This is a genomic window from Lysinibacillus telephonicus, from assembly GCF_003966145.1.
In the GTDB taxonomy this organism is placed as follows: Bacteria; Bacillota; Bacilli; order Bacillales_A; family Planococcaceae; genus Ureibacillus; species Ureibacillus telephonicus.
This window is the reverse complement of sequence record NZ_RXNR01000031.1, coordinates 1-11,850: the sequence shown is the minus strand read 5'-3', so window position 1 is coordinate 11,850 and position 11,850 is coordinate 1. Positions and strand designations below refer to the sequence as shown.

Sequence of the window (11,850 nt, the reverse complement as noted above, 5' to 3'; positions counted from 1 at the left end):
CACTTCATAAGGGAAATTTAGTAAGATTAAAACTATCTTTTATACGTCAATTCGTATTGATTTGTACGATGCTGTCTAACTCAAGCGATGGGAGGATAGATTTCAAATGGACGAGGCAAATCAAAGCTACTTGCATCCCGACTTCCAGAAAGAAGTGGAAAGATTACAATTTACAAAACAATATATGGATGAAATACTTGAAGCTTCTCAACGTGATTTAAGAGCAGTGCAAGAAAAAATCAAAGAATCTATGGCAAACCTTGAATATATTGATTCAAGTGATAGTTATATCAATATATTAACTAACTCCAGATTTTTTGAATTGGCATTAAATCAAAAGGAAAGTCTTGAAGCAGTAAAGAAAAAACCTTATTTTGCCAGGATTCATTTTCAACGTAAAGGTGAAGCAGAGGAACTTTTGTATATTGGCAAGACCTCTTTATTTCACAACGAAACATTTGAGCCCATTATTGTCGACTGGCGTTCCCCTGTCGCAAATGTTTACTATGATGGACGGCTTGGAGAAATAACGTATCAGGTACGAGATGAAGAATATTCTGGCCATTTATTTTCCAAACGGCAATATAAAATTGAAGATGGTCAGCTACTAAGCTTTCAAGATGTAGACTTAACAACAAATGATGAATTACTTCAAGATGCACTTTCTGGCAAGGCTGATGTTCGATTAACGGAAATTGTGGCTACTATTCAAAAAGAACAAAATGAAATTATTCGAGCACACCTGCGTCAGCCAATCTTAGTCCAAGGTGCTGCTGGCAGCGGAAAAACGACCATTGCTCTTCACAGAATTTCTTACTTTCTTTATACAATGGGTGAACACTTTAACCCTGAGCAGCTCATGATTTTAGCTCCGAACAAACTATTTATTGATTATATTGGAGATGTGTTGCCAGAACTTGGTGTCGAGCATATATGTCAAACTACTTATTCGGAGTATGTCCAAAAAGCGACGGGTATTAAATTAAAGCTTCAAAATCCAAATGAGCAATTAGAAGAGCTTGTGGAAGGAGCAATCGATGCCCTGCCCTCCTTTAATATTTCTAAAATTAAAGGCTCGCTGCTTTACCGTGATATTTTAGATCGTTATATTAAATTGCACGAGCAAAATTTAGCTAGTTTATTTGACGAAGATGTGTATATTGAAAAATACCGAATAATGCGAGGAAGCCATTTAAAAAAGCTTTTCTTAACTGAATTTGCCTATATGCCAATTGAAAAACGGCTTGAACGGATAAAGAAGGTTGTTCAAACAGAGGTAAAAAGAAAGTCAAAAGCAGTTCTCTCTACATTAAACGCACGATATGAAGAAATGATAGGGAAAGCGTTAAGTGGGCTTCGAGATCCAGAAAAACGACGTCAAACAGTAACAAAATTTATAGATGAACGCGACGAACGTATTCCAAAAATAAAAGAACAATCTAAATCTGCTGCAACAGCTTATATGCGCCGTTTTGAAAAAGTAAAAATTAAGCCTATGTATCGAAAATTAGTAACAGATCGCCTGCTTTTAAGAGAACTTGCTCCGGAATGGACATTTGAAGAGCAAGAAAAATTTATTCGAGCCCATGCAAAGGAACAATGGGTATTAGAAGATTTAGCTGCACTTTATTATTTACATGCGAAAATTAAAGGTATTGCTGATCAATTTAAAATGCGTGTTGTTTTTATCGATGAAGTGCAAGATTATAGCTTATTCCAGCTTGCTGCATTAAAAGCAGGACTAGAAACAGATATGTTTACAATGGTTGGCGATTTGGCCCAAGGAATTCATAGCTACCGCTCTTTAACAGAATGGTCTCCAGTTCTTGAGTTATTTCCGCGCGCTAATTATTTCACTTTGCAAAAAAGCTATCGAACAACAATCGAAATTATGGAAATCGCCAACAAAATTTTAGCAAAGATGGATGAGGATCTACCATTGGTGGAACCAGTTGTTCGTCATGGGAATAATCCTACTTTTATTAAATGCAATGAATTTAATGTTGAAAGAATTCAAACCATTTACAATCGGATAAAGCAAAACGGTCACAAATCCATTGCCCTTATTTGTAAAACAACAAAAGAAGCTACAGACTATACAAAATTATTAACTAACTCTGGGATAGATGCTCAAATGCTATCTGAAGAATCCGAGCTAAAAGGTTCCAGTCTTCTCGTAGTACCAAGTCATTTGGCAAAAGGATTGGAGTTTGATGCTGTTATTTTAGCTGCTTTTGACATCCCCTACTTTGATACAAGGATCGATCGAAAATTGCTATATGTAGCCTTAACTCGAGCTATGCACGAGTTGTATCTAGTTGGACCTAATGAGGATGTATTTTTACTCGATAGTGTATTAAAGATGTCGGAAAACAGCTAACTTTAGAAAACAATAAAGCTGCTCTGGCTATTTAAAACAGCACAGAACAGCTTTATTTTCTAGGTGGAATGCGTATAAAACCACGTTTCTTTTCAATTTTACTTGCAGCGATTTTTCTAATGGCTCGCCACAGTGATTCCTTCGCTTTAACTTTAAATTCTTTTGATTGTGGCAACGCGGGTATTCTCATACAATCACTCCTTTTATTTTAGTATATTAAAATAAAGGAAATTTATTCTTTAGGCATTAAAGGAAATATTGCAATCTCCTTATACTTAGGTGAACTTTCAACGTGCGATTCATAAAGAGCGATTTCACTAACAGTAAATGAAAATAGTTTTCCCTCATTTGTTCTTATTAAAGTTAGATTATCTTGGTGAAAAGGTTGTTCACTTTTCCATTTTCTTGCAAGTGTAATATGTGGCCGAAATGGCTTTTTATCTAATTCAAAGCCCATTTTTACACAGCTTTCATAGACTTTCTTTTGTAATTCCATTAATACTTCGGATTTCTGAACATCAGTCCAAAATATTCGTGGACTCTTCGCCGCACCAAATGTACCAATTTCGTTTAAAGTCAGTGTAAAGGAATTTTCCCCAGCTAAAACTTCTTTGATTTTCTCAATTGAATTTTTGAGCATGGACTCTTCTACAAACCCTAAAAATGCAAGTGTAATATGATAATCTTCAGGATGAACCCATTTTTTAAATGGGAAAGCTTCTTTATTGATTTCAACCCACTCATTAAGAAAAGATTTCACTTCACCCGGTAATTTTACTGCAAAGAAATAATGATTTTTTAGCGCCATTTCCCCATCCCCCTAAACTTTATTTAAAGTTAAATTCTTTATTCTGCTGTTACTTTTATTATGATTCGCATTTGAAGTGATATTATCCATCAATCAATTTTAACCCAATAACTGAAATTAAAATGATTGAAATAAACAATATTCTTTTCCAGTCCTTTGACTCGCCATAAAAAATCATGCCAATAAATGTACCGCCTACTACGCCAATTCCTGTCCAAATAGCGTAGGCTGTTCCCATTGATATAAAATTCATAGAATATTGAAGAAGAAATAGGCTTGCACAAAAACTAAGAATTAAAAGTACAAACGGTTTCCAGTTTCGGCTAATACTTAACTGGTTCATCATCGCAACCCCAAATGTTTCAAATATTCCTGCTGTAATTAAAGCAACCCACTCCACTAATGTTCAGCCCCTTTATCATCTACATTATCTGTAACTAACTTTAGTCCAATAACTCCAACTAACAACAATACAATTAATAAAATTTTAATAAGATTAAATTGTTCGCCAAAAAATAAAATTTCTGAAATAACCGCACCTGCTGTACCTAGCCCAACAAAGACGGCATAAACTGTACCAGTTGGCAATTGTTGTGTTGCTGTAATTAAAAAATAGTTGCAGATAACAATTGCAATGATTGTGCCTGCCCATGACCAGAAGTCAAATGCATTAGCTAATCCAATAACCCAAAACACTTCAAATAATGCTGCTAAAAATACCTTCAACCAGTGTTTATTCATTTAAACTTGATCCTCCTCTATTACAACAATAAAAGCGCACGCGCTCTGCATCTATCACTATTGCTTTCGATGCAGAATAAATTTGCTTAGCCCCAAGTCGGTGAAAACGCCACATCGTGTGGCATCACCGACATGACTCACATCGTGTGAGCTCCAAGCGTTGGCCGACAAAAATGCCACATCGCATGTCTTGTCTGCACTTGCACATCCCTGAGGAGGGCCCGAAGCTCGAAGCTTTTCCAGCTTTCGACCGAGGGGCAGACCGCGACCTCAAGGGGCTGGTGGCTTGCGCTAGACATTTTATTCATAAATCAAATTTAATAATTTCCTTACGAATAAAAAAAACCTAAGAGATTACATGAATCTCCCAGGCTTTTATCCTTCCGTGGCACGGTCATACTGCTTATTTATAGTATCCCTTAAGTTAAATAAAAAATGCAGAAATTATTGCCGTGAGTTTTCTCTCGGACCAGACCTATTAAATAGCGGAACCCTAGAAAACATTTACTAATCAATTGTCTTGTATTATGTCACAACTAAATAAAATGTTCAAGCTGAGTTTGCTATTTTTTGAGTAACGCTAGTAATATCAACGATTCAGTTAACTCCATCTACTTTGTAAAACAGAGAAGGTAATATTATTATAGCCCTGAAATAGAGGGGTATATTTTGAATGCGCAAAGATAAATGATATATTTTTAGAAACAACAGTTGCTTTTAACGAGTACATAATCATACTTTTTTCTTGAATATTAAAACGCTATACAAGGAGGCGTGAAATGGCAAAGGATAATCAAAGTGATTTTGAACCGATTAGCGAAGAAGAATTAATCGAGCTAGTACTCGAAGAGCAAAAAAAGGCATTAGAAAAGGAACGTCAAGAACGGTTAATGGGTGTCAAACCGACTAAGAAGAAAATGCGTCAATCCACTCGCCTGGTTGCTTGGATAATGGCTGGCATGCTAATGTTTAGTACATTTGCAGTAATTTTTGAAATATACTCGATTCCAGCTATAGAGTTTTTAAAAACATCTGCTTCTCTTTCTGGACAAGATGATATTAAAGCATACAAAAAGGCAGTTGTTGAAGTAAAAACTAATAGTGGCAAAGGAACAGGTTTTACTATATCAAGTGATGGATACATAATAACGAATGAACATGTAATTGAGGATGCCCTTACTGTAACTATTACCTTTCCTGATGATGGAATATTTAAAGGAGAAGTAGTAAAAAGTTTTCCTGACATTGATTTAGCTATCCTAAAGGTTGAGGGAGAAGATCTCCCTTATTTAGAATTAGCTGATTCATACGAACCCACAAAAAATGAAGCCATTTATTTTATTGGCAATCCACTTTATTTTTCTGGAATTGCAAATGAGGGTGAGATTATAGATTATACATTGCTGTCTGACTGGGAAGAACAAGTTATTATGTTAGACGCCCCAGTTTATCGAGGAAATAGTGGAAGCCCTGTTATTAACGATGAAGGAAAAGTTATTGGTATTATTTTTGCCACAATAAAAGACAATCAATATGGGCATGTCGGTTTATTTGTACCTATTAATTTATTACAGCAACAGCTCGACTTCCTAAAATAAAGGGCTACTTATCAAGTTAATTGAAACACCATATATAACTAAAATATGGAGACATTATTTTTTTGGCCTCTAAGTTTTCGCGATATTTATACTAAATCACCTACACCTATAAGATGAAGGTGATTTTTTATTTCATACGAAAATACAAGTAAATTTATTTATTATAAATAAAAAGGCTTCGCCATTACGAAACCCAAATGTATGTAATCCTTCTATCTTTTAATCATAATAACGATTGTCCACATAATTGCTGAATACTGAATGGATTCTATTACCGAACCATCATATAGAATAAAAAATGACGCTAGAAAGATGCAAATGTATAAAAAAATTGCTTGGATGAATTTCAATTTCTCAACTCCAATTAATATCTATTTCCAAAAAGCAAACTTTAATCATTACATCTTATTATCCAACTTACTAGATTATGAAATTTATTCTTTGTACAAATTTATCGCAAATAAAAACACTAGAAAGGAAAAGTATCCTTCTAGTGTTTTTAATCTAATTACATTAATTCCTTTGCAAGCAATCGATATACATTTAATCGAACTTCTTGTGAATGTGGTATCGTGCAAATCATCGCTTCATCAAAGCCATATGTTTCTTGTTCAGCTAAAAGCCTTTCAGCTACTTCCTTAGCTGAGCCAACGAAATGTTGATTTCTACTTTCTTCAATCCACATACGATCCATTTCAGTTAAAGGATAGTCCTTTGCTTCTTCTGGAGTTAATCTAGGTTGATCAATTTGCCCTCTCATAAATAAAAGACGTGCTATATCAGCAGGTTTCCCTTCGTACTCTGCTTCTTCTCTTGTATCTGCTACCGTTACAAAATATGAAACAATAATTTCAGATTTTTCCATAAAAGCAGATGGAACAAAATTCTCTCGGTATGCATCAAATACTCTTTTATTCATATTGCCATTAAAGAATTGAGCGTAAGAATATCCTAACCCCATACGCCCAGCCTGGATGGCACTGTTTCCACTTGACCCTAGCAGCCAACTCTGAGGCAATACAATATTGGAAGGTGATGCAATTACTCTGTTATAGTATGGAATTTGAGGTGCCTCATCATTTATTAACTGTAATGCCGCTTCTAATTTCCCGTATAAATTATTTACATCTGGCTGTCGACCTTCAGACAAAGCAAAAATAGATAGATTATCGCCACCGGGAGCTCTCCCTGCCCCAAAGTCAATCCGTCCAGGAGCTAATGCACTTAATGTTTTAAACACTTCTGCAATTTTATACGGTGAATAGTGCATTATCATAGTGCCACCTGTTCCAACACGAATACGGCTAGTTTTCGCAGCAATATATGCTGCTGTAATTTCAGGAGCTGAGCTTGCAAACCCTTTTGTATTATGATGCTCCGCCATCCAAATACGTTCATACCCTAGTTCTTCTGCTAAAATTGCCAATTCTACAGCTTTTATTAGGGCATCTGGCGCAGTATTTCCCTTTGTAATCGGTGCTTGATCCAATACGCTTAGCTTCATTTATGCATGGCTCCCTTCAAAATTAGTATTACCAGTTTAGTTTTACCCAACAGCATCTAAATGCATTGACTGAATTTCATTGTAACGAAATTAATGGTTTAAAATCTATTTACTTGCTCTATGAAATTGTCGACTACTTCCTTGTCTTAAAGCAGGTGCTATAATTTTAATGACTAAAAACGACACTCTCACATTATTTCTATAATTTTATCGTAAACTGGATTGATAAAAAATTCGTCATTGATGTTTATTACATTTGCTCTTGATTGACCATTTTAAAATAAGAAGCTTTAGTTTTATTATCTTAATAAAAAAGTTAATTCTCTCTTTTATTCGACACCTTTATATTTCACAATAGTTAAATTGTAAATGTGATTGACAAAAAACTTCCATTTTCCCTAATATAAAAAAGTGTAAATATATTATTTATTCTAGCAAAATCTCCAATTTAAATTATAGTCATATACTAGTAAAATTAATTCCCTTAATCGACATCATCATTTTCTTACGATATTTTTACCGTAAATAAGGTTGACAAAACTTCCGACCTTATATAGCTTAATATCCTTGTTAATAACCCACTTTTAATCTCACTACTATAAATAATTGTTTATAAGAAAAACGTTTTATTAATCACAACAAACGACAACATTATTTGTTGCAAACCATCCAAATGTCAACGTAATTGACAAAAATTCTAACACTCCAATTTGTTGTTTCAACCTTTAACGACCTTTCAAAATCTTTTCTACTGCATTATTCTTATAAATTAGAATACTTTTTTCATACTTCCATATCCCGACACTTTTAATGATGAAATTATTTATATTACAATCTCAATTATTTTATTTTTTGGAATAAGATGTATAAAATTAAATTAGTATTCCTATTTTCATTACAGTAGACTTTAACAAGACACGGCTGAATAATAAACTTACAAGATTAACTTGATGAAATAAAAACTTTGGAAAGAAGGTAGTTATTTATGTCAAACAAAGTTCAGCTTGGAAAATCAGAATTATATGTAAATCCTATTGGCTTAGGAGCAAATGCTGTAGGTGGACATAACCTATACCCCAATTTGGATGAAGAAGTAGGTAAAGATTTAGTTCGTACTGCCATTAATAATGGAATTAACTTTATTGATACTGCTTTTAGTTATGGGCCTGAACGCTCAGAAGAATTAATTGCCGAAGTGGTAAAAGAAAGTGGAAAGCGCAATGAGCTTGTTATCGCAACTAAAGTAGCTCAAAAATTTATTGATGGTAAAACGATTTTTGATAATTCACCATCCTTCCTACGTAATGAAGTTGAAAAAAGCCTAAAACGCCTTCAAACTGATTATATTGATTTACTATATATCCACTACCCAGATGAAGAAACACCAAAGGATGAAGCAGTGGGTGCGTTAAAACAATTAAAAGACGAAGGTAAGATCCGTGCAATTGGCGTATCTAATTTCTCACCAGAACAACTAAAGGAAGCTAACAAAGATGGCTATGTTGATGTAGTACAAGGCGAATATAATTTATTTAGCCGTTCAGCTGAAATCAACTATTTCCCTTATACAACTGAAAAACAAATTGCGTTTATTCCATATTTCCCATTAGCTTCTGGTCTTCTTACTGGCAAATATACAAAGGAATCTACTTTTAACGATTTACGTAATAAACTCTCTTACTTCCAAGAAGATGTATATACTCAAAATCTTGAAAAAGTAGAAAAACTACGTAGTATTGCCAATAATAAAGGAGTAGAAGTATCACATATTGTTCTAGCATGGTACTTAACTCAGGAAGCAATTACGGCAGTAATACCTGGAGCAAAAAATTCAGACCAAGTGCTTAATAACTTAAAAACACTGGATGTTCGTTTAAATAACGATGAAATTAAAACGATTGATCAGATATTCAAAGCTTAATCATTATAAACAGTGCCCCACTAAGAAATTTCTTAGTGGGGCACTGTTTCTTATTCTAAGTTAGAGTGTAGGTAAAACTACAAATAAGAAGTATACCGCAACTCCTAAGAAGAGAAGAACACCAATAATCGTTGTAACTACTCCAGTTACTTTAACCCATCTTTTGTTTGTAACGTTGCTTACTAAAAACTCTGCTAAACCAAAGGTCATTAAAGCAATGGAGAGTGTTAATAATCCAAGTAACAACATTGTTTACTCACCTCCTCCCATTCTCACATTATGTAAATAGAAAAAAGGAGTGTAAGGAAAGAGACCAGAAAAAATAGAAAAATTTATTATCAATGCTCACTAATCAATAACTGCCACACAGAAGTTGATACTTTTTATTCTATTAATTATTGGTTTCAAGCATTAGGAAGCTCGTTTATTTTCAATAGATTAAAAATGAATAAAAAGGCTGTACTATAAAGGCCTTAGCCTTATTAGTACAACCTTTTAGATTTAATCAAGTGGTTCTAATCGACGTTCAATTTCTACTCTTCGTTCTTCTAAAAAAGGAGGCAGATCCAGCGTTTCACCTAATGTTTCTATATCCGCATCTACTGTAAAGCCAGGTGCATCAGTTGCAATTTCAAATAAGATTCCATTAGACTCTCGGAAATAGAGACTTTTAAAATAAAAGCGATCCACAATCCCTGAAGAATGAAATCCCCTTTCCTTTATCTTTTCATTCCAGTAGTTTAATTCTTCATCATCTTTGGCGCGTAACGCTAGATGATGTATACTTCCGCGACCTGGTCTTTCACTTGGTCCATCCATTTCTTTTACAAGTATTTCGCCAAAGCCTTGTCCTTTAATTGATTGAAAAACTATATGTTCTGCTGAACGTTCCTTTACAACAAACTCGAGAACTTCAGTTAATGTTTTCTCTAATTTACTAGAATTCTTTACCGTTATTTCAATAGTGCCCATCCCTAAGATTTGATGTTCACTCGGTACGTTGGAATTAGGCCAAGAAGTCCAAAATTCTGGAATCACTTCCCCATTGTTGTTCAGTAAAATTAATCGCAGACCTTCTGGATCTTCAAACGGAAGCGCCTCTCTTCCTGCATATCTTATAATTTCATCATGTTTTACATTTAGTTCTTCAAAACGACTTTTCCAATAAAGCATGCTTTCTTTAGAAGAAACTAAAAGCCCGATTTGAGTAATCGCATTCGTTCCACGATATGTTCTCCCAACCATCGGAATTTCAAAAAATGTTAAACCTGTCCCTGGACTTCCTGCTAAATCACCGAAAAATAAGTGATACATAGATGGATCATCTTGATTTACCGACTTCTTTACTCTGCGTAATCCTAGTATATTCTTATAGAATTCATCATTTTTCTTTGCATTTTTTGTAATCATCGATATATGGTGATGGCCTAATATTTTTCTCATCTTAATTCCACCTCTCTATCACCTACTATTGTTGCAATCATTATATCTCGAATTCGAGATAATTTCAAATATAAAAACAAAAGGATGGATAATCTATTTGAAGCCCTCCATTTAACTAGTATGATTTTTAACACAAATATCCAATTCTTTTAAGTTTTTTCTTTGATTAATTAGTTGTAGCTCTTTTCAATAGTAAAAAAGCATGACCATAATTAAAATGGCCATGCACAATTTTAAAATATATAACTAATTAATAATCCAACAGATAGCAATAGCGAAAATAATGTATTTGTAATTGCTGTAGACTTCATTGCAATTCTCATATATTGAGGCTCCACTTCACCTCTTTTGAAACCTTGAATTGCGGATATTGGTTTTTTTACACTTAGCAATACAAGCAACACCCAAAAACTAATCGGCGTTACAAAAACAAGCACTACTATCCATAAATAAGAAACTATAAAGGCAATAGCTAATGCAATTACTGCTTTCTCTCGTCCTAGAAGAATTGGAAGTGTTTTTCTTCCACCTTTCGTATCTTCCTCAATATCACGAATATTATTTGACATATTAATAGCACCAACTAATATCCCAACTGGTATTGAAAGCAGTATTGATAATAATGTAACTGTATTTGTTTGAATAAAGGTAGAAATTAATACAAAGCCTGTCCCCATTAATGCCCCTGAGAATAACTCGCCAAAAGGTGTATACGCAATTGGAATTGGACCACCTGTATATAAATAACCAACAGCCATACCGAATAATCCTATTACCACCAACCACCAGCTGCTATTCATACAGATATATACACCGATAAACGCAGCAATTACGTATAAAAGACCTGCAACAGTCAACACGTTTTTAGGTTTTAATCCGTGGCGGACAATCCCGCCTCCTATACCAACAGACTCAGCAGTATCCAGTCCGCGCTTAAAATCATAATATTCATTAAATAAATTCGTCGCGATTTGTAAACATAAACAAGCTAACATCATCGCAATAAATAATAGCCAGTTAATCTGAGTTTCATAAAGTGCTATTACAGTTCCTAAAATAACAGGCGCAAACGTCGCTGTTAATGTATGTGGCCGAGTCATTTTCCACATTAATTTTGCGGAACTCATTTGTTTTTGATTTTCCATGAATCTGTTCAACTTCCCTACTATTATAAGTTTTAAATGGTTTCGTTTTTACTCACATTCAATTATTATATCAAATTTATTAAGAAAAGCGGAAGGGCCTTGCTTAGTTCTGATGCCTTATACAGCATACTTAAGGAATGCACCTTTCTTCTTAATCTAAAAAACCCACAAATCCTTTAAGATTTGTGGGTTCAGGTTGTTGACAAAAGACCTTCAGAATGGGCTTATTCTGAAGGTCTTTTGTAATTTTAATAGATTATTGGGTATTTAACCGACTTATTTGGGGTAAAAACACTCTTCGAGTATTATA

Annotated in this window: 11 protein-coding genes and 1 riboswitch; of the genes, 3 read left to right on the top strand and 8 right to left on the bottom strand. The window is 34.1% G+C overall.

Features of this window, described 5'->3' with window-relative positions; translation table 11 throughout:
* Positions 1 to 106: 106 nt before the first annotated feature.
* Positions 107 to 2,380 carry an RNA polymerase recycling motor HelD gene (helD, locus tag EKG35_RS11820; protein ID WP_126294665.1) on the top strand — a complete coding sequence of 758 codons (2,274 nt, stop codon included), beginning with the start codon at positions 107 to 109 and terminating at the stop codon, positions 2,378 to 2,380.
* 52 nt (positions 2,381 to 2,432) lie between these two features.
* On the opposite strand, the gene EKG35_RS20950 is transcribed toward helD, so the two are convergent.
* The 4 genes from EKG35_RS20950 to EKG35_RS11805 form a co-directional block, all read right to left on the bottom strand.
* Entirely contained in the window at positions 2,433 to 2,570 is a 138-nt protein-coding gene (locus EKG35_RS20950; protein ID WP_185807738.1) for a hypothetical protein, read from the bottom strand.
* Between the two features lie 42 nt (positions 2,571 to 2,612).
* Complete coding sequence (gene thpR / locus EKG35_RS11815; RefSeq protein ID WP_126294664.1) at positions 2,613 to 3,188, bottom strand: RNA 2',3'-cyclic phosphodiesterase; 576 nt, start codon at positions 3,186 to 3,188, stop codon at positions 2,613 to 2,615.
* Positions 3,189 to 3,270: 82 nt separating this feature from the next.
* On the bottom strand, positions 3,271 to 3,588 hold the full coding sequence (locus EKG35_RS11810; protein ID WP_126294663.1) for a DMT family transporter: 318 nt from the start codon (positions 3,586 to 3,588) through the stop codon (positions 3,271 to 3,273).
* Positions 3,588 to 3,929, bottom strand: coding sequence for a DMT family transporter (locus EKG35_RS11805; RefSeq protein WP_126294662.1), 342 nt, complete (start codon positions 3,927 to 3,929; stop codon positions 3,588 to 3,590). Before EKG35_RS11805 ends, EKG35_RS11810 begins: the two co-directional genes overlap by 1 nt.
* Before the next feature lie 362 nt (positions 3,930 to 4,291).
* Positions 4,292 to 4,437: riboswitch (guanidine-I (ykkC/yxkD leader) on the bottom strand.
* 271 nt (positions 4,438 to 4,708) lie between these two features.
* Between EKG35_RS11805 and EKG35_RS11800 the strand changes: the two genes are divergently transcribed.
* Positions 4,709 to 5,527 (top strand): S1C family serine protease, encoded by an 819-nt coding sequence (locus tag EKG35_RS11800; protein ID WP_126294661.1) that lies wholly within the window; start codon positions 4,709 to 4,711, stop codon positions 5,525 to 5,527.
* Positions 5,528 to 6,035: 508 nt separating this feature from the next.
* Here the strand turns inward: EKG35_RS11800 and EKG35_RS11795 are convergent.
* Positions 6,036 to 7,031, bottom strand: coding sequence for an LLM class flavin-dependent oxidoreductase (locus EKG35_RS11795; protein WP_126294660.1), 996 nt, complete (start codon positions 7,029 to 7,031; stop codon positions 6,036 to 6,038).
* Between the two features lie 985 nt (positions 7,032 to 8,016).
* Here EKG35_RS11795 and EKG35_RS11790 point away from each other — a divergent pair.
* Complete coding sequence (locus EKG35_RS11790; RefSeq protein ID WP_126294659.1) at positions 8,017 to 8,952, top strand: aldo/keto reductase; 936 nt, start codon at positions 8,017 to 8,019, stop codon at positions 8,950 to 8,952.
* 60 nt (positions 8,953 to 9,012) lie between these two features.
* On the opposite strand, the gene EKG35_RS11785 is transcribed toward EKG35_RS11790, so the two are convergent.
* The 3 genes from EKG35_RS11785 to EKG35_RS11775 form a co-directional block, all read right to left on the bottom strand.
* Positions 9,013 to 9,201, bottom strand: coding sequence for a hypothetical protein (locus EKG35_RS11785; protein ID WP_126294658.1), 189 nt, complete (start codon positions 9,199 to 9,201; stop codon positions 9,013 to 9,015).
* Between the two features lie 252 nt (positions 9,202 to 9,453).
* Entirely contained in the window at positions 9,454 to 10,395 is a 942-nt protein-coding gene (locus tag EKG35_RS11780) for a ring-cleaving dioxygenase (RefSeq protein WP_126294657.1), read from the bottom strand.
* A gap of 233 nt (positions 10,396 to 10,628) precedes the next feature.
* On the bottom strand, positions 10,629 to 11,540 hold the full coding sequence (locus tag EKG35_RS11775) for a 1,4-dihydroxy-2-naphthoate polyprenyltransferase (protein ID WP_126294656.1): 912 nt from the start codon (positions 11,538 to 11,540) through the stop codon (positions 10,629 to 10,631).
* Between the last annotated feature and the right edge of the window lie 310 nt (positions 11,541 to 11,850).